At 40.7% G+C, this 24,001-nt stretch carries 24 protein-coding genes, 1 pseudogene and 3 riboswitches; of the genes and pseudogenes, 12 read left to right on the forward strand and 13 right to left on the reverse strand.

Going from position 1 to position 24,001, the window contains the following annotated elements; genetic code table 11:
- The first annotated feature begins 169 nt into the window (after window positions 1-169).
- From V7K61_RS17980 to V7K61_RS18015, 8 genes are all read left to right on the forward strand, one after another.
- Window positions 170-1,525, forward strand: coding sequence for an NAD(P)/FAD-dependent oxidoreductase (locus tag V7K61_RS17980; RefSeq protein WP_335055199.1), 1,356 nt, complete (start codon window positions 170-172; stop codon window positions 1,523-1,525).
- A gap of 137 nt (window positions 1,526-1,662) precedes the next feature.
- The gene (locus V7K61_RS17985; protein WP_335055201.1) at window positions 1,663-2,898 is read left to right on the forward strand and encodes an LL-diaminopimelate aminotransferase; all 1,236 of its coding nucleotides are present in this window, start codon (window positions 1,663-1,665) and stop codon (window positions 2,896-2,898) included.
- A 112-nt stretch (window positions 2,899-3,010) separates the two neighbouring features.
- Window positions 3,011-3,649 (forward strand): Uma2 family endonuclease, encoded by a 639-nt coding sequence (locus V7K61_RS17990; RefSeq protein ID WP_335055203.1) that lies wholly within the window; start codon window positions 3,011-3,013, stop codon window positions 3,647-3,649.
- Between the two features lie 417 nt (window positions 3,650-4,066).
- Entirely contained in the window at window positions 4,067-4,471 is a 405-nt protein-coding gene (locus V7K61_RS17995) for a condensation domain-containing protein (RefSeq protein ID WP_335055205.1), read from the forward strand.
- Between the two features lie 120 nt (window positions 4,472-4,591).
- Window positions 4,592-4,730, forward strand: a riboswitch (cobalamin riboswitch).
- 26 nt (window positions 4,731-4,756) lie between these two features.
- Window positions 4,757-5,536 carry an energy-coupling factor ABC transporter permease gene (locus V7K61_RS18000; RefSeq protein ID WP_335055207.1) on the forward strand — a complete coding sequence of 260 codons (780 nt, stop codon included), beginning with the start codon at window positions 4,757-4,759 and terminating at the stop codon, window positions 5,534-5,536.
- Window positions 5,523-5,825: an energy-coupling factor ABC transporter substrate-binding protein gene (locus tag V7K61_RS18005; RefSeq protein ID WP_322677886.1), complete on the forward strand. Its 303-nt coding sequence runs from the start codon at window positions 5,523-5,525 to the stop codon at window positions 5,823-5,825. The genes V7K61_RS18000 and V7K61_RS18005 overlap by 14 nt, the downstream gene beginning before the upstream one ends.
- Window positions 5,822-6,634 (forward strand): cobalt ECF transporter T component CbiQ, encoded by an 813-nt coding sequence (gene cbiQ, locus V7K61_RS18010; RefSeq protein WP_335055209.1) that lies wholly within the window; start codon window positions 5,822-5,824, stop codon window positions 6,632-6,634. Before V7K61_RS18005 ends, cbiQ begins: the two co-directional genes overlap by 4 nt.
- Window positions 6,609-7,442, forward strand: coding sequence for an energy-coupling factor ABC transporter ATP-binding protein (locus V7K61_RS18015; protein WP_335055211.1), 834 nt, complete (start codon window positions 6,609-6,611; stop codon window positions 7,440-7,442). Before cbiQ ends, V7K61_RS18015 begins: the two co-directional genes overlap by 26 nt.
- Window positions 7,443-7,483: 41 nt before the next feature.
- Here the strand turns inward: V7K61_RS18015 and V7K61_RS18020 are convergent, their stop codons facing one another.
- The 3 genes from V7K61_RS18020 to V7K61_RS18030 are packed head-to-tail and all read right to left on the reverse strand — an operon-like array spanning window position 7,484 to window position 10,799.
- A complete protein-coding gene (locus tag V7K61_RS18020) occupies window positions 7,484-8,497 on the reverse strand; it encodes an ABC transporter ATP-binding protein (RefSeq protein WP_335055213.1) in 1,014 nt (337 codons plus the stop codon).
- Window positions 8,494-9,582: an iron ABC transporter permease gene (locus V7K61_RS18025; protein WP_335055215.1), complete on the reverse strand. Its 1,089-nt coding sequence runs from the start codon at window positions 9,580-9,582 to the stop codon at window positions 8,494-8,496. The genes V7K61_RS18020 and V7K61_RS18025 overlap by 4 nt, the downstream gene beginning before the upstream one ends.
- Before the next feature lie 2 nt (window positions 9,583-9,584).
- On the reverse strand, window positions 9,585-10,799 hold the full coding sequence (locus V7K61_RS18030) for an ABC transporter substrate-binding protein (protein WP_335055217.1): 1,215 nt from the start codon (window positions 10,797-10,799) through the stop codon (window positions 9,585-9,587).
- 131 nt (window positions 10,800-10,930) lie between these two features.
- Between V7K61_RS18030 and V7K61_RS18035 the strand changes: the two genes are divergently transcribed.
- Complete coding sequence (locus V7K61_RS18035; RefSeq protein ID WP_094333411.1) at window positions 10,931-11,191, forward strand: ribbon-helix-helix domain-containing protein; 261 nt, start codon at window positions 10,931-10,933, stop codon at window positions 11,189-11,191.
- Entirely contained in the window at window positions 11,188-11,520 is a 333-nt protein-coding gene (locus tag V7K61_RS18040) for a type II toxin-antitoxin system RelE/ParE family toxin (RefSeq protein WP_335055219.1), read from the forward strand. Before V7K61_RS18035 ends, V7K61_RS18040 begins: the two co-directional genes overlap by 4 nt.
- A 13-nt stretch (window positions 11,521-11,533) precedes the next feature.
- Here V7K61_RS18040 and V7K61_RS18045 read toward each other — a convergent pair whose 3' ends face one another.
- From V7K61_RS18045 to V7K61_RS18090, 10 genes are all read right to left on the reverse strand, one after another.
- Window positions 11,534-12,406, reverse strand: coding sequence for a (2Fe-2S) ferredoxin domain-containing protein (locus tag V7K61_RS18045; protein ID WP_335055221.1), 873 nt, complete (start codon window positions 12,404-12,406; stop codon window positions 11,534-11,536).
- Between the two features lie 35 nt (window positions 12,407-12,441).
- Window positions 12,442-14,556, reverse strand: a complete 2,115-nt coding sequence (locus tag V7K61_RS18050) for a TonB-dependent receptor (RefSeq protein ID WP_442936328.1) — start codon at window positions 14,554-14,556, stop codon at window positions 12,442-12,444.
- A gap of 309 nt (window positions 14,557-14,865) precedes the next feature.
- Window positions 14,866-15,078, reverse strand: a riboswitch (cobalamin riboswitch).
- 241 nt (window positions 15,079-15,319) lie between these two features.
- The gene (locus V7K61_RS18055; RefSeq protein ID WP_335055223.1) at window positions 15,320-16,729 is read right to left on the reverse strand and encodes a serine hydrolase; all 1,410 of its coding nucleotides are present in this window, start codon (window positions 16,727-16,729) and stop codon (window positions 15,320-15,322) included.
- Window positions 16,730-17,196: 467 nt separating this feature from the next.
- On the reverse strand, window positions 17,197-18,318 hold the full coding sequence (locus V7K61_RS18060) for a fatty acid desaturase (RefSeq protein ID WP_335055225.1): 1,122 nt from the start codon (window positions 18,316-18,318) through the stop codon (window positions 17,197-17,199).
- On the reverse strand, window positions 18,318-19,202 hold the full coding sequence (locus V7K61_RS18065; RefSeq protein ID WP_335055227.1) for a hypothetical protein: 885 nt from the start codon (window positions 19,200-19,202) through the stop codon (window positions 18,318-18,320). Before V7K61_RS18065 ends, V7K61_RS18060 begins: the two co-directional genes overlap by 1 nt.
- 50 nt (window positions 19,203-19,252) lie before the next feature.
- Entirely contained in the window at window positions 19,253-19,708 is a 456-nt protein-coding gene (locus V7K61_RS18070; protein ID WP_335055228.1) for a hypothetical protein, read from the reverse strand.
- 179 nt (window positions 19,709-19,887) lie between these two features.
- Window positions 19,888-20,352: a hypothetical protein gene (locus V7K61_RS18075; protein ID WP_335055230.1), complete on the reverse strand. Its 465-nt coding sequence runs from the start codon at window positions 20,350-20,352 to the stop codon at window positions 19,888-19,890.
- On the reverse strand, window positions 20,339-21,394 hold the full coding sequence (gene cobW, locus V7K61_RS18080) for a cobalamin biosynthesis protein CobW (protein WP_335055314.1): 1,056 nt from the start codon (window positions 21,392-21,394) through the stop codon (window positions 20,339-20,341). Before cobW ends, V7K61_RS18075 begins: the two co-directional genes overlap by 14 nt.
- 275 nt (window positions 21,395-21,669) lie before the next feature.
- A complete protein-coding gene (locus V7K61_RS18085; RefSeq protein ID WP_335055232.1) occupies window positions 21,670-22,671 on the reverse strand; it encodes a methyltransferase domain-containing protein in 1,002 nt (333 codons plus the stop codon).
- A 22-nt stretch (window positions 22,672-22,693) separates the two neighbouring features.
- Window positions 22,694-22,948, reverse strand: a complete 255-nt coding sequence (locus V7K61_RS18090) for a hypothetical protein (protein WP_335055234.1) — start codon at window positions 22,946-22,948, stop codon at window positions 22,694-22,696.
- Between the two features lie 64 nt (window positions 22,949-23,012).
- Here V7K61_RS18090 and V7K61_RS18095 point away from each other — a divergent pair, with 64 nt between their 5' ends.
- Entirely contained in the window at window positions 23,013-23,174 is a 162-nt protein-coding gene (locus V7K61_RS18095; protein WP_335055236.1) for a hypothetical protein, read from the forward strand.
- Window positions 23,175-23,300: 126 nt separating this feature from the next.
- A riboswitch (cobalamin riboswitch) is annotated at window positions 23,301-23,443 on the reverse strand.
- Window positions 23,444-23,714: 271 nt separating this feature from the next.
- Window positions 23,715-23,900 (forward strand): annotated as a pseudogene (locus V7K61_RS18100) (hypothetical protein); the annotation flags it as partial.
- Between the last annotated feature and the right edge of the window lie 101 nt (window positions 23,901-24,001).

Genomic DNA, 24,001 nt, shown 5'->3' on the forward strand with positions numbered 1-24,001 from the left:
AACCTCTTATTGTCTGTACCTTTCTCTTCAAAAATCTTCTTGATCCTGTAGCCTCGATCACTTTAATACTTTTTCAAATGTAAAGAGCAATACAAAATATATGATGACATTTTTGATACAAATTTGTTAAGAATAGTTACAATAGTCGGCATACTGGATAATATTTCTTATGGTAAATTCACTTGACAATAATCCACCCCATCAAGTAGTTATTGTTGGCGGTGGTTTTGGTGGACTTTATGCGGCAAAAACACTCGCCAAGGCGGCAGTAAACGTTACTCTAATCGATAAACGTAACTTTCATCTATTTCAACCCCTTTTATATCAAGTCGCCACAGGTGCGCTATCTCCTGCTGATATCTCCTCACCGTTGCGTTCAGTCCTCAGCAAGAGCAAGAATACGAAAGTACTGCTGGGAGAGGTGAATAATATCGATCCAGAAGCGCAAAAAGTGATTGTGGGCGACGAAGCAATAGCTTACGATACGTTAATTGTCGCCACAGGTGCAAAGCATTCCTACTTTGGCAAAGATAACTGGGAAGAATTCGCCCCAGGCTTGAAAACTGTAGAAGATGCCATAGAAATGCGTAGCCGGATTTTTTCGGCCTTTGAAGCCGCAGAAAATGAAACCGATCCAGAAAAACGCCGTGCTTGGTTAACTTTTGTAATTGTGGGTGGTGGCCCAACAGGTGTAGAGTTGGCAGGTGCGATCGCAGAATTGGCAAACCAAACTCTCAAAGAAGATTTCCGCAACATCGACACCTCAGAAGCCAAAATTTTGCTATTAGAAGGGTTGGATCGGATTTTGCCACCCTTTGCACCAGAGTTATCACAAGAAGCAGAAGCATCCTTAACGCGGTTGGGTGTGGTTGTCCAGACAAAAACACTGGTAACGAATATTGAAAATGATACTGTTACCCTCAAACAAGGCGATGAAGTTAAAGAAATTGCCTCAAAAACGGTATTATGGGCAGCAGGTGTGAAAGCTTCGGCAATGGGCAAAGTGCTAGCAGAACGCACAGGTGCAGAGTGCGATCGCGCTGGACGGATTATGGTTGAACCTGATTTGAGTATTAAGGGACATCCCAATATTTTTGTAGTTGGCGACTTAGCAAATTTTTCTCATCAAAATGGTAAACCCCTACCTGGTGTTGCACCTGTGGCGAAGCAAGAAGGTGAATATGTAGCAGCATTAGTCCAAAAGCGGCTTGCAGGTAACACTTTGCCACCCTTTGCTTATACCGATCATGGTAGTTTAGCAATGATTGGGCACAATTCTGCTGTGGTAGATTTGGGCTTTACCAAGCTGAAAGGTTTCGTTGCATGGCTGTTTTGGCTATTTATTCACATCTACTTCTTAATTGAATTTAACAACAAATTAGTAGTAATGATTCAGTGGGCATGGAGCTATTTCACCCGTAATCGTGGAGCAAGATTAATTACAGGGAGAGAATCAATTACGGAGTTTGTAGTTAGCGATCGCAACAATTATTCAGCCGACAATAAACAAACGGTAAATGTCTAATTTGTCATTTGTCATTTGTCATTAGTTATTCTCCCCCTGCTTCCCCTGCTTCCCCTGCTCCCTCATCCCCACTCCCCATTCCCCGCCCTCATAAATTAGCAGTAAGCTATTTGAGGGCGTTTTTCATAATCTACATAATGGCAACTATTAACGACAACTACCTGAAACTGAAAGCGGGTTATCTGTTTCCAGAAATTGCTCGGCGGGTGAATGTCTTTGCAGAAGCGAATCCTAATGCTAAAATCATCCGCTTGGGCATTGGCGATGTCACCGAACCTCTGCCGGAGGCTTGCCGCACAGCGATGATTAAAGCTGTGGAAGAAATGGGCGATCGCAATACCTTCAAAGGCTATGGCCCTGAGCAAGGCTACGCTTGGTTGCGGGAGAAAATTGCTACTCATGATTTCCAAGCACGGGGAGCCGATATAGATGCTTCAGAAATCTTTATCTCTGATGGTTCCAAGTGCGACACGGGCAATATTCTGGAAATCTTTGGTCATGATAACATCATCGCCGTTACTGACCCCGTTTATCCCGTATATGTAGACACTAACGTAATGGTGGGAAATACTGGGGATGCTAACGATAAAGGTGAATTTGAGGGTTTAGTTTATCTACCAATTACGGCTGATAACAACTTCACCGCCGAAATTCCCTCAAAGAAAGTCGATTTAATTTATCTCTGCTTTCCCAATAACCCCACTGGCGCAACTGCTACCAAGGAATATCTCAAAGCATGGGTAGACTATGCCAAAGCTAATAACTCGATTATTTTCTTTGATGCAGCCTACGAAGCTTATATTACCGATCCGTCGATTCCCCACTCAATTTATGAAATTGAAGGTGCAAGAGAAGTTGCGATCGAATTTCGTTCTTTTTCCAAGAACGCAGGTTTTACAGGAACCCGTTGCGCGTTAACAGTAGTCCCGAAGACACTCACAGCAAAAGCCGCTGATGGTTCCAATGTCGAACTATGGAAACTCTGGAATCGTCGCCAGTCTACCAAATTCAACGGCGTTTCCTATATCATCCAACGGGGAGCCGAGGCGGTTTATTCTGAAGAAGGACAAGCGCAAATCAAAGGATTGGTTAGTTTCTATCTCGAAAACGCCAAAATTATCCGCGAGAAACTCACAGCCGCAGGACTAGCTGTCTATGGTGGCGTGAATGCACCTTATGTTTGGGTAAAAACGCCTAATGGTTTATCCAGTTGGGAATTCTTCGATAAATTGCTGCAAACTGTCAACGTTGTGGGAACACCCGGTTCTGGCTTTGGTGCTGCGGGTGAAGGTTACTTCCGCATTTCAGCGTTTAACAGCCGGGAGAATGTCGAAGAGGCGATGAAGCGGATTGCCGAGAAGTTTAAAGTGTAGAGTGATCGCTTTTGTTAAACTCAATCTATTAATCTAAAGGTTACGGTGGGCTGTATTATCCACCGCAACCTGATAGATAATTATTGAGATTCAGCTTATTGATATTTTGGTTATGACTGTTGCTATCCCCGTTTTCAAAGCTGTTAGCCGGATGCAGTTAGCACCTGGCAGCACAGTGACTATTCCTGATGTTAGCTGGGAAGAATTTGAATCTATTTTAGAAGAATTGGGAGAAAAAAGAACTACCCGAATTGCCTATAGCCAGGGTGCTTTAGAAATTATGGCTCCTTTACCAGAACATGAAATACCCAAAGATTTAATTTCTGATATTGTCAAAATATTGCTGAAAGCTAAAGATATCAGATATCAACCTTTTGGTTCCACAACCTTTAAAAGCCAAGGTGTAGCAGGAGTTGAACCTGATGCTTGCTTTTATATTCAGAATTATCAACAAATGATTGGCCGTCGCCGCTTACAACCTAACGATCCGCCACCAGATTTAGCGATTGAGACTGATGTCACATCAAAAACTACCCTTGATGCTTATGAAGCCATTGGAGTCCCAGAATTATGGGTTTACGATAGCGGGAGCCTTTCTATTTATTTGCTGAAAGACGGTAAATATATAAAATCTAACACAAGTCCTAATTTTGAAGATATAGCTATTGCTCAGATTATCCCTGCTGCTGTGGAGCGTAGTTGGCAAGTAGGAAGTTTTCAAGCTTTAGAAGAATTGGAAGCAATGATTTAGTAAATGATAAAATAGGCATCGCTCATTGTTAGTTACTGACAAATTATGATATTGCAATTATGCCAGTATATGCAGTAAAAATAATCCACTAGAAGGTGCGATCGCATTTCGGAAATTTGTTTGACTCCAGCAGCATCAAGAGCTATTTTATTATTGAGAATAATATTACTAGCTTTATCAACCCACTGAGATGCAACTATAGGAATCCTATTTGATTTTTGAAAAAGAGTACGAGATAATACGGCTAAATATATAAGTTAGGACTAGCCCTTTCAAGGTAGGTAAAAATTTTGTTCAAAAAATTTCTCTTTCATCTCTTACCTCTGTGTTCTCTGCGTCTCTGTGGTTAGATAAATTACTTTTAAACCGCAGAGTCACAGAGAACACAGAGAAAAAAAAGAGATTTTTCGAGTCACCTTGAAAGGGCTAGTCCTATCAGATAGAAATAAAGGTTTTGCCCTGGATAAAGCACCGCTAATTCGCTGTACTCTGATTAAGCTAGCCGAAGGGACTTACAAATTTATTGATAGTTCTCATCATATCCTGACGGATGGTTGGTGTTTACCCATCATCTACAAAGAGGTTTTTGCCTTTTACGAAGCTCTGAAAATAAGGAAAGATTTATATTTACCGCCAACTCATCCTTATAGTAATTATATTGTTTGGTTGCAGCAGCAAGATAAAAATCAAGCGATCGCATATTGGCAAAAAGACCTCTCTGGCTTTCTTGCTCCCACTCCCCTGCTAAAAGACCAAATTCTGCCGTCCAATTCTCAACAAAACATTCGTATTTGTCGGGTTAGCAGTTGCAGTTTTAGCTGATACCGGAAGTTTCTTGTTGGTAACGGCGAATGGAATGCGGCTATTTAGAGTTAAACTGCCTCAATAAACTACGCTTTGTGAATACCTGGTAAAAAATCGCTGCTCAAAATTAGTAATGATGATATAGTTACTCCAATCGGTTCTGGTGGGAAGCAGCCATCGGACGCAAGGGGGAAAGTCCGGTGTAAATCCGGCGCTGTCCCGCAACTGTGAACCAAAATTGGTGAGTCAGGATGCCCGCCGGTTAGAATCAATGCGTTTACATGAATCTGCGAGGTACAGATTATGAAAAGAAAAAAACAGGCGTTAGTCAGTCTAACCCTGATGGGAGTTATCAGTTTTTATCTAGTAGTTGGTTTACCAAAACCCGCCTACGCTATGCACATTATGGAAGGTTTTTTACCTGTGCAGTGGGCAGTTTTTTGGTGGATTGTAGCATTACCATTTTTTCTACTAGGATTGCGTAGTCTGACTCGCATTACCCAAGCTAACCCGGAACTGAAACTACTCCTGGGCTTGGCTGGTGCTTTTACTTTCGTGCTGTCAGCGTTGAAAATCCCTTCCGTCACAGGTAGCTGTTCTCACCCAACAGGGACGGGATTAGGTGCGGTGCTATTTGGCCCCCTTACGATGACGGTTTTAGGTAGCTTAGTATTGTTGTTTCAAGCTTTGTTACTGGCGCATGGCGGTTTGACGACGTTGGGGGCAAATGCTTTTTCGATGGCGATCGCTGGGCCATTTGCAGCTTACTGGATATATAATCTGACAATAAAGTTGGGTGGTAAGCAAAAAATCGCCATATTTCTAGCATCTGCGATCGCAGATTTACTCACTTACGTTATCACTTCCATCCAACTCGCCCTAGCTTTCCCTGCACCTGTTGGTGGGTTTATCGCTTCATTCACCAAGTTCGCCGGAATTTTTGCTATAACTCAAGTACCCTTAGCAATTAGTGAAGGATTGCTAACTGTGTTGGTGTGGAACTGGCTGCAATCTTATAATCCTCAAGAATTAGAATTGCTGAAATTAATCAAACGGGAACCCCAAGGAAATGAGTCAATCTAAAAAAGGATTGAGTAACTGGCTGTTGGTAGTAGCTGTATTAGCCTTAGCAGTTGCACCGTTAATATTTGTGCGTGGTGGCGAATTTGCCGGTTCCGATGACAAAGCAGAAAAAGCAATTACTGAAATACAACCTGGATATAAACCCTGGTTTAAATCATTTTTTGAACCCGCTAGTGGTGAAATAGAAAGTTTATTATTTGCTTCGCAAGCAGCTTTAGGTGCTGGAGTAGTCGGTTATGCAATTGGGTTGTATAAAGGACGTTCCCAACAACAAAAACGTGAAGAATGAGCCTGCAAATAGACACTTTAGCTTACACTAATCAACTCCGAAGATTGCCACCAGAACATAAACTAATTTTTGCATTTACTACTCTTGCTATTTCCCTTGCTACCCATCCGCTAGTGCAAATATTGATGGCGCTTTGGATGGGTGTTTGGACAGTTATTTATGCAAGAATTCCGGCTGGTGTTTATTTTCGGTTGTTAATGTTCACCATAGTTTTTTGTTTGACAAGTTTACCAGCCTTGATGGTGAATGGAATCGCAATTAATGATTTACAAAGTGTCAAATTAGACTCATGGTATGGACTCACTCTCGGACACTTCTATATTTATATCAGCCATAGTGGAACTATCCAAGCATTAGGAATTTTAACCAGAGCATTAGCCTCTGTTTCTTGCCTATATTTTCTCATGTTAACTGTTCCTTTCACGGAAACTTTACAAACTCTGCGTTACTTAGGATTTCCAGTGCTTTTAACCGATTTATTATTATTAATGTATCGGTTTATTTTCATTCTCCTGAACACAGCCGATGAATTGTGGACAGCGCAAAATTCCCGTGGTGGCTACCGTACTTGGCGCAGTGGGATGAAAAGTTTAGCACTACTAATCGGACAACTATTACAGCGAACCTTACAACGATATACTCAGTTCTCTCTCGGACTACAATCACGGGGTTTTGTAAGTGAATTTCGAGTTTGGCATCCTCGTCGCTATCGTCCCCAAGCACGATATATCATCGAAGCGATTTGCGGTTGTGTAGGATTAATAGGATTAGAGTTTTGGCGAAATGCAGGAATATTTACTAGAATTTGAGCAGGTATATTACACCTATTCAGGCGCACAGCAATCAGCTTTGAATGGTCTAACACTGAAGATTCCATCTGGCAAAAGATGTGCGTTAATTGGTCAGAATGGTTGTGGTAAAACGACGCTATTTTTATTAGCTAACGGTTTATATAAACCTGATTCTGGCGTTGTCCGTTGGCGTGGTGAAGCGTTAAGTTACAATCGTAATTATCTAGGTAATTTAAGGCAGAAAGTTGGACTAGTATTTCAAGACCCAGAACAACAATTAGTAGCTTCTACTGTTGAAGAAGATATATCTTATGGGTTGTGTAATTTAGGTTTACCAGAACCAGAAATTAAAGACCGAGTAGAACAAGCATTAGTTGAATTTGAACTGACTACTTTAGCAGAAAGACCAGTCCATCATCTGAGTTTAGGACAAAAAAAGCGAGTTTCAATAGCTGATGTGATGGTGTTGCAACCAGAACTGTTGGTGTTGGATGAGCCAACTGCATATTTAGATATAAAACATACTCGTAATTTGATAGCAACCATGAAAAAAATTCATGGAGATGGAACTACTTTATTAATGGCAACCCATGATTTAGATTTAGTCTATCGGTGGGCAGATTGGGTTTTTGTCATGGATCAAGGGCGGCTGATGCTAGAAGGTAAACCACAAGATGTATTTAGCCAGCGTACACTTTTAGAAGAGTTAGAGTTGGGCGTACCATTGATATATGAGATGTTATTTGATGGGCTATCTGCTGAGGAAGGAGTAGTTATAGAACGAGTGCGACAACGGATATTAGAGCGATTTCGTAATTTTTTCTGATTATACAGTTAGAGAATCTCAAGAAATTAGGGACAATGCTTTTATAAATAATTCAAAAATTTAATCAGTTCATACAATGAATAATAAGTATATACAGTCTTGCTTTGTGTGATTCGCCACAAAACTTGTTTAGAGTTTGATATCACTTCTACTGAGATTGATAAGCTATTTTGACTTTGATTAACTTTGAAGCCTGCACGTTTTAAAGCACGAATAGTCCATATAGTTGCAATCCCCTCACCTATCAAATTAATTTCTCCTTTGTGGGATGTATGGAGATGAAATTCCCCAGAAGCAACATCGAACTCTACACCTTCACTCTCAAAAGTATCAGCAAATGCACCACTCAACACTAAATCTTCCGGTGCGCCAACATTTAAAATACCATTAGTTGATAATAGCCAAACTTTATCAGCCAGACGCAAAGCCAAATCTAAATCGTGAGTAGAAAGGAGAATTGCCTGATTGGTTTCTCGTGCTAACTGACGCAACAACTGCATAATTTCCACCCGTCGCGGTAAATCTAAAAATGCTGTTGGCTCATCAAGTAACATGACAATAGGCGACTGAGCCAAAGCACGCGCAATCATAATTTTTTGGCGTTCACCGTCACTTAATTCACTAACTTGGCGTTGTGCTAAGTGTACTGCTCCTACAGATTTTATTGCCCAAGTTACTATAGTTTCATCTTCGGGTGTCAAATTTCCCCACCAATCAGTGTAAGGATATCGCCCCATACTCACCAAGGTGTAGGCTGATAGCATTCCCACATCAACTTTCTCGGTGAGTACCAAACTCAGACGTTTGGCTAATTCTTGTGGTGCTAACTTGTAAATATTTTCTCCCAAGAGTCGCACTTCACCATCGATTGGGGGTTGCATTCCGGCGAGCGATCGCAGTAATGTAGATTTACCTGCACCATTAGGGCCAAGTAAACAAACCAGTTCCCCAGCTTGCAGAGATACCGAAATATCCGATGCAACACACCGAAAAGTTTTTCGGGATGTTTTATAACCGATAGTCAAATTGTGAGTTGTTAAAATCGCATCATTCATGACGGAAAAGACTTCTGAGAATTACGCCGCAGAATTACCCAAGTAACAACAGGAGTTCCAATTAAAGCAGTAACAGCATTTAAAGGTAAAACCATCTGACTTACCGCAAGTTGGGAAAACAAATCTGCAAACAATGCTAAAATTGCACCCATCATTGTTACACTAGGAATTAATATCCGATGGTCGGAAGTATTGAACAGACTACGACAAAGATGGGGAATTGCTACACCTAAAAATGCGATGGGGCCACAAAAAGCGGTAATTGCCCCAGCTAATATAGATGCACTAGTAATAATAGAAAATCTAGTTTTCTGCACCGTTAAACCTAAACTACGTGCATAAGATTCACCAAGTAAAAGTGCATTCAAAGATTTTGATTGCAACACTGCTCCCAATAAACTCAAAACTATCACAGGAATTAAAACAACTAACTGTCTCCAAGTCACCCCAGCAAAACTCCCAAAAGTCCACATAACATAACTTTGAATCTGTTCCTTTGAACTAAACTGCAACAAAATACTAACAATTGCACTGGTAGCATAGCCAAATAATAAACCTAAAATTAATAGTGTCATCGTATCTTGCACTCGGCGAGAAACAACTAACATCATCCCTAAAACTGATGCTGCACCGAGACTTGCGGCTATGACTAAAGCAAAATCACTAATGATTCCCAAATCTGCTAATAATGTTGGTGTCGTAGCACTTGCTGTCAGCACAACTAACGCTACACCCAAACTTGCGCCAGAACTAATACCCAACACAAAAGGCCCCGCCAAGGGATTTTTAAATAGGGTTTGCATTTGCAAGCCACTCACACCTAAAGCCGCACCCGCTAAAGTTGCAGTTAAAGCTTTAGGTAGGCGAAATTTGAGAATAATATGAGTCCATGTCACTTTTTCTGCTTCTTGCCCGAGTAAAATTTTTATTACTTCATTAACAGGAATATCAACTGAACCTAAAGCCAAATCTAATAAAAAAGCCAAGATTAAACTTATAAGTATAATTAAGAAAATAATGGTTTTGAAAACCAGAGCTTTTTGGGTTATTAGGGAAGTTTTAAATTGATATTTTTCGCTGAACATTATTAATTAATTTTGTGGTAATAAAATAGTTTATGGTTAGGTAATATCTCTGGATGCAGTATTTTAATCAAATCAGATAAAACCATATCTGGGTTACTAATTCCGCCTTCCCAGTAATCATTACCTCCACTTTCATTGAGACGGGCATTATTATTGTAAAGATTGCCTGTTTTCACAGCCTTAAAATCAGCATAGCGATTATCTTCAGCTACTAAATCCTTTAATTTCTTCCAAGATTGACTAAAATTCAACCAGTAGTCAGCATTGGCTGCACGTTCCAAAACAACTTCAAAAGATAAAGGTAAACTACCAGAGGATTTATCATCACTCCAGAGATAATTTGCTCCTGCGTCAGCTAGATATTTGGCTAAGTAACTTTTACCTCCAGGCATATACCAAGTACCTTTAAAATTGAACCCAACAAATATAGTTGGACGATTTTTTACAGCTTTAGCTTTTTCAGCTACTTGTTCATATTTATTGGCAATTTCACTAAATATTTTTTCTGCTTGCTCGTCTTTATTAAAAAACAGAGCAGTAAATTTTAACCATTCGCTTCTTCCCAGTGGTGTGTCTTCCATATATTCAGAATTTATACCCACTTTCAAACCCGCCTCTGTGAGTTTGGCATAACTATCAGTTTGGGAATTTCCAGTACCAAAAGTTGTTACCAAGTCAGGATTTAATTCTAGTAATTTCTCTATATCCACATTGGAATTATCACCTACTTGTGCTACCTTTCCGGCTTTAATTCTCTCTACAACATCAGGTGTATTTACTTGCTTGCTATTACTAATACCAATCAGCTTATCAACTACACCTAATTTGGCTAGGTGGGGTAAATGAGTAGTAGATAGAGAAACTATGGAATTAATGGGAACTGTAATTACCCGTGCTTGATTAAATCCTTTTGGCGTGGGAGTTCCACATTGGACTAAAACATATTGAAACTTTGTGTTGGCATTCTGCCAAGGATTTTTTATAGTGACGGTTTTGTAGTGTTTATGATACTCTACTGCCAAGCCTGTTGCATGAGTAATCTTGATTTTATTAGGGAAGTAATCAGTATTGGGGTCATATTTTTGAATACAGCCGTTATTATTAGTATTTGTAGATGTGTTAATTGCCGTACTATGGCAAGCAATTACTAAAGCTGCAATGAGAAAAAACTGGCACAAAAAAATAATTTTGGAATGAGACAATTTGAAAAACTTCATATTATCTAATTTTTTGTCTGTCGGTGGGTAGTGGTGTTCAATAACTTTATTCCTTTTCAAGAAATGTTCATTTGTAGGTTGAATGAAGGCTTGCACGCTAAAATAATAGATGTAGTTATACTTAAAAGCTAATGAATATCAATATTGATATACCTGATGAGATGCGCGTTTATGTCGAGGCACAATTGATGACAGGTGCTTACAACAGCATCGGCGAGTATTTTCTAGACTTGGTGCAGCAAGACAAAAAACGTCAGGCGCAAGCGAAGTTAGAAATGCTTTTACTTGAAGGTATTAACTCGGACACTCAGGAAGTAACACCAGAATATTGGCAAAATTTGCGTTCTGCGGTTTTAGATGAAAATAGTACAGCAACACAAAGCGACGCATGAGCTATAAGTTAGTTGTCAGAAACCAAGCAACGCAAGATTTGCGGCAGCAGGCAAATTACATATTGGTCAATGGAAATGCAGATGTAGCGATGAAATTTCTTCTGGCGGCAGAAATGACGTTTGCTCAGTTGGCAAAAACTCCCAGTATAGGAAAGGTGACGCAGTTGGTTGTATCTAAATTGGGCGAAATCAGGCAATGGCGCATCAAAGATTTTAAGGATTACCTGATTTTTTATCGGATTCAGGATGCTACTGTTGAGATTCTTCGGGTATTTCATGGAGCAAGAGATTTGGCAGATGTACTCAGCGAATTAGATGAAGATTTTTAACCGCAGTTCTAATTTAAACAGACTTCGGTGGATAGCAATGTTCAATAACTTTGTTACCTTTTACCAAATGTTCATTGACAATAGTTTCAGCTATATTTGAGTTAACGCGAGTGTACCAAGTTCTATCATCAGAATAAAATACTACTGGCCCTTGTTGGCAAACTTCCAAACAGCCAGATGTTCTCACTTCTATGTCTAAACCTGCATTTTCAACTGCGGATTTTAAAGCATCAAATGTGGGTTGCCATTTGCGTGAAGGAAGACAGCGAGTAGAAGTGCAAACTGAGATATAAGAATGTTTGAGGGGGTTTTTAGTAAACGGTATAGGCTGGTTTCCCAATACATAAATATCTCGTAGTTCCTCATAAAGAGCTAACTTTGATAAATTCGGCTTACCTTCTGGTAATAAATTCTCACCTTCTACATACGGATTTGGCAAGAAAATCGTCATGAGGTTTTCATCTGCACCATTCCAAAAATCAATTCCCCAACTTCTAGGGATACCATCTGCATTAAACCGTCGATAAAATGCAGCACGATTTACTTGACGTTGTTGCCTTAATTCTAAAGGAGTCTTACAATGAGGCCCACCTAAATTAGCCTCAATACATAGGTGCAAATGCCAGCTTTCTGTGACTACTGTGAGATATCCATCATAGAGGATACAAATTTTCGGTGGAGCATTAAATTCTAATTCTAATACACCTCCTTGAACAATATGCCCTACCCCTACCTGCTGCCAATTTTGCTGAAATAAAGTGTAAAGTAGCGACGACAAAACATCGGTACTACAATCAAAATATTCATATTCAATAGACCCCTCAGTAGATAAAGCCTCAATCACAACCTTATTTACTGGTGTCACCCAACAATTAAATTCAGTCATTCAAAACTCCTCTCTGCGTGAAAAAACTCTTGACTTCAAAACGTAGAACTCAACCCAACTTGAAAAACCCTCCCCCCATCAGGATAACCAGGAAATAATTGGTATCTCTGGTTAAAGATATTATCCAGACTGCCTGTTAATACTAATGTATTACTTAGAGAAACCCGCATTTTGAAATCAAAAGTAGTATAACCAGACAAAGATTCCGTATTAGTATTATTTATGGGATATGCACCCAAAGAATGCATCAGTATTCCAGCATATAAGCCTTGAGAAGTTTCATAAGAAAGTCCTGCATTCAAACTATCTGCACCTGCGAATCGTAATTCTTTATCAACTTCGGCAGAATTTGTACTTTTCAAAATCCGTGGGTCATTTGTTGTATAACTAACAGAAGCGTAGATATTCTTTGCTAGCTGCAAATTTAAAACTGCTTCGATTCCCGTAGTACGAACCTTACCAATATTTTCATAAGTAGCTACCGGAACAGCAAAGTTATAGGCGATTAAATCTGATATTGTATTGTTGAAATAGGTCAAGCGCAATAAACCAAAATCGCCTAGCTTTTGGTCAATTCCGATATCATAACTATCGCCTTTCTCTGGACGGAGGTTAGGATTACCAACGTAACTACTACCATTCGCATATAAGCTGAAAAGATTCGGCGCACGGAAATTCTTGATATAGTTAGCTCTGAGAGTGGTAGAATCTGTAAGTGCAAATTTTGCTCCTACGCTCGGTGATGTAAAAGAGCCATTTGTCAAGCTGCTAAAATCCTGGCGTAAACCTAAGTTGGCAGTGAAACTAGGGGTAAAGTTAATTTCATATCTAGCAAATAGCGCTCCTTGACTAATACTATCGTCGTAAGTAACTGTTTTTGTATTAGCAGAAAAGTCGAATGTACTGTTAGTAGCTGATACATTGCGATAATCAAAGCCATAAACTAGGGTTTGATTATGAGCAAATTTCCAACTGTGTTGTGTTTGCAATCCATAAGAAGTCTGCCCGTTATCATACCGCGCTTGGGATGAATTGCGACTATCATAACGAGTGTTGAGGAAATCTGCGTAAACTCTTGCTGTTAGCAGTGAATCATCCCCACCTCCTAATTTTGAGTTCCAGGTTAAATCAGTGAGAACTTGGTCTGTGTATTTGCGATCGCTATTCGTCAATGAGTTAAAATAACCTTGACCATACAATGGTTCAGGAATGGGGACTCCTCCTGGTACTCCTTGGTCTTTACCTAAATATAGGGTTGAAAGGGTTAGGGTGTTGCGTTTTCCTAAATCCGCCTCTAGCTTGACATTAAAGTTATTGTAGAGAACATCATTATTTTCCCTAATTCCCTTGAAGTTCGCGGATGGGATAGAAAAAGGATAGTTATTTTCGGCTTGGGTACGGTTGTAACCTACAACCCAACCAATATCGCCGACTTTCCCGCTACTGTTGATAGTCTGCTGATTTAACCCATACGCGCCAAGGGTGACTCCCGCTTGTGTCGTCACTTTTTCTGTGGGACGACGAGTGATAATGTTAATCACTCCCCCAATTGCATCGGAACCATAAAGGGTAGAACCACCACCTGGTAATACTTCGACTCTTTCAACTATATTGGTGGTAAATTCTGAAAGGTCAAAACCACCAGAACCTAAATCGTTAATCGGTCTACCATCAAGCAAAATCAAGACTTGTGCAGAGTTAGAACCCCGGATAAATTGACCGCTTAAGGCGTTCACTTCTGTGCCAACTGTACCATCAGGTAAGATACCTGGAAGAAATTTTAGCGCTTCTCTGACAGTTCTAGCACCCTGCCCTTCCATCTCTTCACCCGTAATCACGTAAACCGGGCGGGTGGAATCTTTTACTGTCCCCTCGCGGCGAAAGGGTGAGTAAACGGGTTCATTCAATAGCTTGTCGATGACTGTTAATTCAATATCGGGTTCTTCTGTGGATGCTGGAGTATTTTCAGGCGTTGCTTGTGCAACTGGTTGTAAGTCTTTGGCTGAACCTTGGTGCTTGGGAAACTCAGATATTTGTGGAACTTGATTAGCAATCACTACATTTCTTCCGCAGATCATCCCATAGATTGTGGTAAAAACAAAGATTTGTGAGAAAAATTCACAATAAGTAACTATACGGGAAGTGGACATGAAACTCCTCGTTTTCAGTAAATGCAAGTATTTATTTGTGCTATGAGTTTTTAAGATTTAGGCTTCAATTAGCTTGCTACAAAGCATTGCCATACCTAAATCATGGTGGATACTATTTGGATAGCAAAAAAGACTTTGTGGTATTCCTTATGGATACCCAAATTCCTATAGGACAACCCAAAATTGAGTGTCGTTACTAACAGCGAAGCGAATTAGTAAAACTTGTAGAGGGTACTGTCTTAAAATAGTATCTGTACCCATGAAATCTATTAATCAAATGTATCATCTGTGCCTCGCAGATAAATGTTTTGTGTCTAGAGTGAGTCGGCGGGCATTCTGACTTAGACAATTTTGGATTTTGGATTTTGGATTTTGGATTATCGGGTAGCTTCCCAATCCAAAATCTAAAATCTAAAATCTAAAATCGGTTTACAGCTGCGGGACAGCGCCGGATTTACACCGAACTTTCCCCCTTGCGCCTGATGGCTGCTCCCCATCAGAACCGACAGTTATGTGTCAGATTACCATAGTTATTGTGTATATGTAAATTCAGTCGATAACAATTTTTATTCTCCATATTAATTACTGGATATAGAATTATACTTGTGCTACAGTTAACACGCATAAAGTAAATCCCCTAACTATTAGTAAAGGGGACTTTGCGGACATTTTAGATTTAATTTCGTCAGGTGTATTACGTTCCTAACGTATTTTTTTGGAGGCTACAAAACTGAAGTTTTGCATTTCGTTTAATCGTCATTTTTTAAGGTAACTGAGTTAATTTTGGTTGGTCTAAGTATGTATATACCAACTGAGAAACTTGACGAACAAAATCCCTACCTCTGGTGTCGTTGTAAGGTCTTCTCACAAAAATTCCTGCTAAGTAACGCTTGCCATTGGGCATCTCAATAATACCTGCATCCCCAATCACAAACCCAATATCACCTGTTTTATGAGCAATTATTGCTCCCGAACCCAAACCAGCTGCCAGCAACTTTCTGTTATGGCAATGATTTAAAATATCTATTGCCTGGGAGCGACTCGCATCTGAAATTAACTTATGATACTGAATCAATGCTGACAATTTTACTAAGTCAGCGGGACTGGTTGTATTAGTTCCCTTAAAATCTCCCAGTAAATGACGAATTACAGTATTTTTCAATCCCCAACTGTGAAACCGCTGATTTAATTTTGCCTTACCACCCAAACGGTCAATAATCATGTTTGTGGCGGTATTATCGCTGATAGTAATCATTTTATTTATGGTTTGCAGCACAGTCAACTTGGTTCCCACACGTTGATACTGCAAGTCTCCAGAGCCACTTGCAACCAAGTCTCGCCGCATTACCAAGGTGTCATTTAGTTTGACTGTGCCAGCGTCTATTCTCTCAAATAAAGCAATCAGAACTGGGAACTTAATTGTACTTGCAGCGGGAAATACTTTGTCGCCACTAATATCCAAATAGTTACCCGTCTCTAAATCCACAAAAAACATCCCTGGTTTAAGGAAACTGTAACGAGCCATTAATGCATTAATTTGAGATTTTAGTTGTAGTATTTCCTCACCTAAAGGAACTACCCCAGCAAACATAGAAGCATTTATTGGTTTAGTGAGTATATCTGGTGGACTCAGTTTATTAATAGTTGCAATATCTTGTAAAGGCGCTTTACTTTGGAATAAGAGAACTTGGCGTTTTTGCTGGAGATTAGGAGTAATGGAAATTGGTGTTTGGGAGGATTCTTCCCCAGCCCCTATTCCCCATTCCAAAATTCCCGTCGCAGGTATTTTTTCAATTGATGATAGTTTTACGACCCAATGAAAGTTAGAATCTCTTCTGACTATTACACTTTGCGGAGAGACAGTGTAACCGGGTGCTAATTCAATTACAAGTCGGGTCGTCTGGGGGTCAAGCTGTGCTGCCCGAATTTCTCGAATCTTTGAGCCAAAGTTTTGTTTGGTTGTAGGGTAGCTCAAAGTAGTTCCCGATAAGTCAATAACCAGTCTTTTAGGGTTATCAATTAAAAAAACTCTCGGTTGAATACCTGAGTCAGTGGTTAGGTCAAGCTGATTCTGATTGGGGTCAAAGTGCCAGGATTCTAATTGAGTTGCTCTTGCAGGAGAAGATAGCAGTAAAATACTAATTAAGTTCAGCAATAACCAGCGTAATTTCATACAGTATAGTGAGGAGAATATTGAATTTACTTAGAGAGATTTTCCGGGAAGTAAATCAAGTCATAACTGATTGAGAATCATAAGCAAGAAAATATAAAATGTCAAGGATTTTAGATAGTAAATGAAAGCTGATACAGTGAATATAGATTCGGCTTGATGAAAGTCAGTATAATTAAATTCACACCCGTTAAAAAAACGGGTGGACAAAGCTTTCCCAAATTACTCTAGAAGCACCGATTAACTTGGGATTTTACTATTGAGTATTAGTTGATTGAGAATCATTCTGTGTCTTTTTATCTGTACAGGGTGTGATTTTCTCTGCTGGTGAAAGATACTCACCTTCAACTCCAACGAAGAACCACTTGATTGAATCCCCAGATTATTCGCGATGTTTACTCGCGAATAATCTTTATTTTTTTATTTTTGCCAAATTGGAATGCTCCCGTTGTTTCAAACAACGGTATTCTTTACGCCTCGTTGGCTCTCTCTAGGTCGATGGATTGTGCAGCTTCACGAAACGATGCTATCGACGTGAGGCGATTGGAGGGACAATCCCACAGAATGTATTTGAAGCAATCAGGAATATCTACCATTCGGAGCGTTTTTGCACTCTTAAGCAGGTGAATATTTTGATTGTGGCAAGCTTGGAGGTTGTAATTCGGGATTCTGTCGCAAAGATGATGAATGTTATGGTAGCCGATATCGGCGGAAAACCACTTTAAAACGGTGGGGAACTCCAGATAACTGCTGCCCTTAATTGCTGCTTCGAGATAGTCCCACCCTTCAGTTTTGTGGGCGTAAGAGCCATCAAAGTTGTGCTGAACAAAGAAGACGCAGATGAGGATTGCCGCAGAACAAGTTAGCGTGATTGAGTAAACGCTCACGAAAAAACCAAATCCAAGTAAATACCCCAGAAAAATCCAGCTGCCGACTACACAAATGTTGTTGAACAACAGATGCCAAAACTCAGCCGCAGTGTACCAATTTCTAGACTTATGAGAAGAGATGATTCGAGGTAAATCCATAAAAGGATCTTGCTGCAAGCAAGTCAGTAGATGAGTGATAAAATCATATGTTCCGGCAATCAGGGCGAGTCTTGGCTTAATCGCGACATAGAAAAAACCTCCCGGAAAGATCATGAATGGGTGCCTCAGTAGTTCATAACGCCTTTGGGCAGATGGACTGAGGCGAGCAAACTCCTCAGTAGAGATTAATGCACTAGGACCGCGATAGCGTTGCCAATCACCGTTGGTTTTGTGGTGATAGGCATGTCCTCTTGACCACGGATATTGAGGGATCGCGTTGATCACCCCCAGAATAAAACCGATAATCTGATTAACCCTTTTTGAACGAAAGAGTGAATAGTGTCCGCAATCATGCATTAAAGAAAAACAACGCGCTGAAAACAGCGTCATCAAAACTATAGTAGGCGCAAGCAACCAAAAAGAAATAGCAGCTGCTTTGTATGCTAAAAACCATAAAACCACATAAGGCACAACCGTATTCAGGATTTGATAAGTTGCCCGCAAGTCGCTGCTGTTCATGTAAGGAGTCAGGACAAAATCCGACTTTTTCACTGTGGTTTCCATTAAATAAAACTTTCTCCTAGCGGCTGAAGTTCTGTTTGGGGTAAGTTGAAATAACTGGTAGCATCAGCCAGATGCTTTATTAGTGTGGATTGTGGTAAAGGTCCTTGCAAGTGATTCCAAGCTAATACAATATCTGTTGACCAGTTATCATGAACGTAGAAATCTAGGTTAGGTATTTGTCCTTTAAGTTGTTTGAAAGCACGACGATAACTGCCCAAGGAGTCGCCATAATTACGGGTAAGTTCCAAAAGGTGGGATAGTCTGCGATCGCCCCTAGATAACAAAGCTTGAATGATTGACCAATTATAACTTTCCGGTCGAAAATCTATACCTTGCGGCTTAAGTTGTTTCTGTAAAAGTTGCAACCGCTTTTCTGCTTGCCGATTGACTCCAAACCACTGAAATGGCGTGTGTGCTTTGGGAACAAAGGTGCTACAGCCAAATGTTAAGCGCAATCCTGGCACAGTTTTTTTCACAGAGCGCATCATTATGACATCAAAAAAATCTGCGAAAGGTTCGGGGTTAGCAGTGAGTACGGGACCGCCACCAAAAACTATGGGATGACGATCGCCACGGTAAGCTGCCCTGATAGGAATTTCTAAAGATTCCAATAAGTTCAAAATATTGACATAATCCAGTTCCCAAGACATGGAAAAGCCGAGTATTTCTGGTTCTCGCGGAAGTTGTTCGTGGGTATCGGTAAACAGGCGACTCACCTGCATATCAGAACGCATCGCTAAAGTTGCCCACACCACTTGATAGCCAAGGCTTGTTATCCCCACCGTATAATCATTGGGAAAAGCGAAGATGGTGGGGATGGCGTCTGTGTTGGGAGTTGCGGGGGTAAAAAGCAGGCGTTCGGTAGCGAATACAGATGATGTCACAGGCATTTGTGTTGTAACTATACATTATTGTTGATTTTTAGCTCTTTTTTTCAGTGTATTGTTGCTCCTATTGGGATGGTATACTGAGGTTGGAATTCTGCCCATTCCTTGCATACAGTTTGGTAACATTGGGGTGGTGTAATTGGTAAATTAGTTAAATAGAAAAACCCAGCTTGATGACCGGACTCCAATAAAAATACAACATCTTTTTGGGGATTATACTTATCTACAGCTTCGAGAATATGAGCATTCATGAAGTGTCTTTGTAACAGTACGGTATCGGGTGCTACTAACCAAGCATTTAAGAAAGCTGCAAGATTTTTACGCGGGATAAAATGCGCTTTAAATGTTTCGCCAGCCATACTTAAATGCGGAGAATTAGTGCTGCAAATTACGACACCACGTTCTCCTCCTAAATAACCGATCCAAGCGTTGTAACCAATTGCTAATAGATTGGTAGCGATAAAAGCTTGTTGCCAATCTTGGGTGTTTATTTCTGGGGTCATTTCGATTAAACTCCTTTTAATAACTGCCAGAGTTGGATTTCATAACATAAATAGCTTTAAAAAATTGCCCGTGAAGAATTTGTGAGTCCCATGTAATAATCTATCGCTGCATTTTGGTAGCGAGTAGGTTTTGGAATATTGCTTGATTTTGGCTTGAGCATTGAGGAATAAAGTAAGTTTTAGGGCATTAAACTTGGTTCAAATTCTGACCATCGCTTGCAAACTTGTTCGTAGCAATCGGGTGGAGTAATTTTTAGTTGGTGTAAAAAATTAACCTCAATCTGAGGTTCAGCCTTTAGCACCAGAAGAATATCTTGATGGGGATTGTATGTTGCGATCGCGGGGAAAATTGATGAAATCATGGATGAGCAGATTGATTGCGATATAGCTGCGCCATCCTGAAAAGAACGCAAGTAAAACCCAATCAGATCGGAGGGTAGAAATTGGAGCGTAAAGGGAACTGTATCAAGACTTGTATTTGTAGGGTGAGTAACTTTAGTATCCACATCACAAATAACAACTCCCCGCCCAAATGACTGAAATCCTTTCCATCCTGTATAACCGATTACCAGCAGATTATTATGAATAAAGCTGTTTTGCCAGTAGCCGAAATTTCCTTGCCAAACACTATTAGATGGTCGCATTGACTTCCTCCCCCAACACCAATGATTCAATGCGAACCTGCTCAAGCTCTCGTCCAATCAATACTAATCGCGTTTGACGGGGTTCCTGAGGTTGCCAAGGACGATCGTAAAAGTAGTCAAATCGATTACCAACACCCTGTAATACCAGACGCATAGCTTTGTTTGGAACTGCTACAAATCCCTTAATTCGATAAATTTCTTGCTGTTGCACCAATGTTTGCAAGCGTTTTACTAAGACAGTCGGCTCAAATGCTTGGTCTAAGAGTAGTTGTACTGCATTAATCCCTTCATCATGTTCGTGTTCTTCTTCAGTATCGTGGTGACTGGGGCGACTATCCAAGTTGTCTTCTACCGCAGCGTTGAAACCGAGTAACAAATCGCCACTAATTTTACCATCCTGGCAAGGAATGACTTTTACACCAGGGGATAAGTTCTGCTTTAGCCATTCTTGCACCCTAACTTGTGTTGGGAAATCAACGCGATCGCTCTTAGTCAGCAATACTAGATCAGCACAAGCCAGCTGATCTTCAAACAGTTCCTCAATGGGTGTTTCGTGTTCTATGCTAGAGTCGGCTTGTCGCTGTGCTAAGAGGGCTGCTAAATCGCCTACATATTGATTAGTTGCCAACGCTTCACAGTCCACCACAGTAATTACGCTGTCAACTGTCGCGCCTGTGCGAATCTCCGGCCAGCGAAATGCTTGTACCAATGGTTTTGGTAGTGCTAGTCCAGAGGTTTCAATTAACATACAGTCAAGGCGATCGCGTCGCTTCAGTAATTCTTGCATCGCTGGGAGAAATTCCTCTTGCACTGTACAGCACAGACAACCATTGGTGAGTTCAACAATATTACTGTTGGAATCTTCTTCATCGTCACAAACTCGGCAATCACGCAAAAGTTCGCCATCAATTCCGATTTCCCCAAATTCATTCACCAAAACAGCAATGCGTCGTCCCTCATTATTTTGCAGTAAATGTCGAATTAACGTCGTTTTGCCTGCGCCTAGAAATCCTGTAATTACTGTGACGGGAATTTTTTGCATATAAAAGTGTGTCGTTTGTTGATTAATTTTGCTTTTCACAAGAAAGAAGTTTTAACCGCAGATATCATGCAATGTTGCCAGCGTTAAAATCCAAATATTCATAACTAGCTGCAACAAAACTTAAATTCGTTCCTAGTACAGGATTTCACAACTTCGTAGCGAATCCTCTGCGTACCTCTGCGCTTTCCTCTGCGTCCCTTTGCGTTTAAATTTCAATCCTCAATTTCCCACGATTTTACCCAAAGTAGTACTTAGTTAAAGTTATGCCAGATTAGCTACCTAACCAAACTTGAGGGATTTTGGTTGACAAAGTTTCTGTCCATCAATTCTGTACTCCCGTTCCCCCGCACAGCGCGGAACATTCCAAATCGACACAACCCTGCACCAAACGCCAAACGCATTAGTAAAAGCGTCGGTACTTCGCGCACAGACTTGACAAAACCAGACAGTCCAAAACGCACCAATCCCTCTGGTCGAGCTATCCCTTGCCAAATCGAATCGAACCAAGAAGGAAGGGTTTCTTGCGTCCAGTCTGCCGTAATTACCTCCCCCTCAACTAATTCTGTCCCCGCCAAAAGCTCAGAAAAGCCTTCAATGCTGGAAAAAGCTGGATGAGACCACTGTTCGAGCAGTTGCCGCATTACTGGTTTCTCCCAAAAATTTAGCGGCTTTTGGCGGTCATCCCTCTGATTCCAGTCAGCTACAACCAACACCCCACCAGGCTTTAGCACCCGCATTAATTCTCTAGCAAAAACGGTTTTATCTGGCATGTGGGGGCCTGCTTCGATTGACCAGACCACATCAAAACTGGCATCTGGAAACGACAATGCCATTGCATCATCAACTGCAAACTGGGCGTTTAGCCCTTGGGGTGTTAACTCCTGGGCGCGTTTCACCTGCTGTGGACTGATGGTAATCCCTGTGACAGCAAACCCATAATCTCGCGCTAAAATCCGGCTGCTACCCCCAATCCCACAGCCAACATCTAAGACAGTAGTACCAGGAGGTAATTTTTCTATTCCACCCCATTTAACCATTTCATGGACAAAATCAGATTTAGCAGCCAAAAAATCCTTACTTCGTGGCGGCGAACCGTAATGACCGAGGTGAATGTGTTCCCCCCAATAAAATTCTAGGATGCCGTCAAGCGTCCATTCATCATAAGAATTGGCGACTGTGGATGAGGATTGATACTTGCGGGCAGTTAGGAAATAAGCCGCAATTCCAATTACTAAAAACAGAAGAAAACCAATTACAGGATATAATAAAGTTGACATTTTTTTGAATGCTCCTATACACCTATTTGAGTGGATTTAACGGTTTACTCATTAGTGCTCGTCCCGAATCAGACGAGCGATGTCGTAACCGCCCCACAGAGGCAATCGCAATATAAATCATCCGATACATCGACATTGCAATATTTTGAACATCTGGAATAATTTTCCCTTGAAGTAGACTGGGCTTGTGTTTATCTTGGAGGAGAGCCGTTTGTTTGACAAAGGGATGAATAGCAGTAGGAATCTTCCCAGTTCGGTGAAGATAGAATTTCGGCATGATGATTAACTGAAGTATTAGTCTAGTAAATTAGCAATTTCTATGGGTAATGTGGAACAGGACTATGTACGTCATACACGCCATTTACTACCTGTTTTTTAACAACTTCCACCTGTTAGGTAATACAGCATTTCGTTGTTGCTGTGACTATTTGCAAGCGATACTCTCATCTGGAGTAGTAATTGCGATCGCTGCATCTCAAGACACAACTTGTACCGGAAATTAATCGCTTACCCTCTCATAGAAAGCCGTAATCTGTAGCGTCTTGATATGTGGAGCTATGAGAACGTAAAGCTGAGTAGTTGCATAAATCTTCATAAGAATACTTATCTGTGCCTCGCAGATGTACAAAATTTACCAGTTCACTTCGGCGGGCATTCTGACTCACAAGGCAAGCCTTGATTACAGCTGCGGGACAGCGCCGGATTTACACCGGACTTTCCCCGTTTCCTCTAGCGGCTGTTCCCCACTAGAACCGAGATTCATCTGAATACTAACACAACTGTGATTTGCTTGCATAAAAATCAATGGTCGATCTATACTGGCATTCGTCATTAATCGGGGCAAGTCTCATTCTTTACCAAAGCTTGCTCTGGATTTTTATTGGGCAATTCTTCTAGAAATTTTTCAACCCAACAAACTTTTTCGGGTTGCCAGCGTTTGCTGACATAGCGCTGGCATTATTCCTTAGACCATTTTCATAACTTACGCAAAAATTGTTAAAAAGCTTAATTCATTTGTCAGTCCACCATCTACCAATCAACTGATGACCGAGGAACTTGAAAGAGCAGATAATGATAGTCCGTGGAAAGAAATTTTAGAAGCTTACTTTCCCCAAGCAATGCAATTTTTCTTCCCCCAAACAGCAGCATTAATCAATTGGGAACGTCCCCACGAATTTCTCGATAAAGAATTTCAGCAAATAGCTCGTGAAGCTGAACAAGGTAGGCGAGGAAAACGCAAAAATCTTACTGGTCAACGCCGGCGTGGTTGGGTCAATGTGATCTGAGGTTTGGGCTATTTTTGAGCATTTGGTGTATTTCTCTTACCCTG

It is taken from the genome of Nostoc sp., from assembly GCF_036918015.1.
GTDB lineage: Bacteria > Cyanobacteriota > Cyanobacteriia > Cyanobacteriales > Nostocaceae > Nostoc.

Excerpts from the sequence above, each read along its gene's own strand:
- V7K61_RS18045 (WP_335055221.1), bottom strand. The coding sequence starts at position 12,406 with ATGACTGAATTTAATTGTTGGGTGACACCAGTAAATAAGGTTGTGATT.
- V7K61_RS18015 (WP_335055211.1), top strand. The coding sequence starts at position 6,609 with ATGCAGGAATATTTACTAGAATTTGAGCAGGTATATTACACCTATTCA.
- V7K61_RS18060 (WP_335055225.1), bottom strand. The coding sequence starts at position 18,318 with ATGGAAACCACAGTGAAAAAGTCGGATTTTGTCCTGACTCCTTACATG.
- cobW (WP_335055314.1), bottom strand. The coding sequence starts at position 21,394 with ATGCAAAAAATTCCCGTCACAGTAATTACAGGATTTCTAGGCGCAGGC.
- V7K61_RS18005 (WP_322677886.1), top strand. The coding sequence starts at position 5,523 with ATGAGTCAATCTAAAAAAGGATTGAGTAACTGGCTGTTGGTAGTAGCT.
- V7K61_RS18025 (WP_335055215.1), bottom strand. The coding sequence starts at position 9,582 with ATGTTCAGCGAAAAATATCAATTTAAAACTTCCCTAATAACCCAAAAA.
- V7K61_RS17980 (WP_335055199.1), top strand. The coding sequence starts at position 170 with ATGGTAAATTCACTTGACAATAATCCACCCCATCAAGTAGTTATTGTT.
- V7K61_RS17990 (WP_335055203.1), top strand. The coding sequence starts at position 3,011 with ATGACTGTTGCTATCCCCGTTTTCAAAGCTGTTAGCCGGATGCAGTTA.
- V7K61_RS18085 (WP_335055232.1), bottom strand. The coding sequence starts at position 22,671 with ATGTCAACTTTATTATATCCTGTAATTGGTTTTCTTCTGTTTTTAGTA.
- V7K61_RS18050 (WP_442936328.1), bottom strand. The coding sequence starts at position 14,556 with ATGTCCACTTCCCGTATAGTTACTTATTGTGAATTTTTCTCACAAATC.
- cbiQ (WP_335055209.1), top strand. The coding sequence starts at position 5,822 with ATGAGCCTGCAAATAGACACTTTAGCTTACACTAATCAACTCCGAAGA.
- V7K61_RS18090 (WP_335055234.1), bottom strand. The coding sequence starts at position 22,948 with ATGCCGAAATTCTATCTTCACCGAACTGGGAAGATTCCTACTGCTATT.
- V7K61_RS18075 (WP_335055230.1), bottom strand. The coding sequence starts at position 20,352 with ATGCGACCATCTAATAGTGTTTGGCAAGGAAATTTCGGCTACTGGCAA.
- V7K61_RS18020 (WP_335055213.1), bottom strand. The coding sequence starts at position 8,497 with ATGAATGATGCGATTTTAACAACTCACAATTTGACTATCGGTTATAAA.
- V7K61_RS18070 (WP_335055228.1), bottom strand. The coding sequence starts at position 19,708 with ATGACCCCAGAAATAAACACCCAAGATTGGCAACAAGCTTTTATCGCT.
- V7K61_RS17985 (WP_335055201.1), top strand. The coding sequence starts at position 1,663 with ATGGCAACTATTAACGACAACTACCTGAAACTGAAAGCGGGTTATCTG.
- V7K61_RS18055 (WP_335055223.1), bottom strand. The coding sequence starts at position 16,729 with ATGAAATTACGCTGGTTATTGCTGAACTTAATTAGTATTTTACTGCTA.
- V7K61_RS18030 (WP_335055217.1), bottom strand. The coding sequence starts at position 10,799 with ATGAAGTTTTTCAAATTGTCTCATTCCAAAATTATTTTTTTGTGCCAG.
- V7K61_RS18035 (WP_094333411.1), top strand. The coding sequence starts at position 10,931 with ATGAATATCAATATTGATATACCTGATGAGATGCGCGTTTATGTCGAG.
- V7K61_RS18040 (WP_335055219.1), top strand. The coding sequence starts at position 11,188 with ATGAGCTATAAGTTAGTTGTCAGAAACCAAGCAACGCAAGATTTGCGG.
- V7K61_RS18000 (WP_335055207.1), top strand. The coding sequence starts at position 4,757 with ATGAAAAGAAAAAAACAGGCGTTAGTCAGTCTAACCCTGATGGGAGTT.
- V7K61_RS18095 (WP_335055236.1), top strand. The coding sequence starts at position 23,013 with ATGTACGTCATACACGCCATTTACTACCTGTTTTTTAACAACTTCCAC.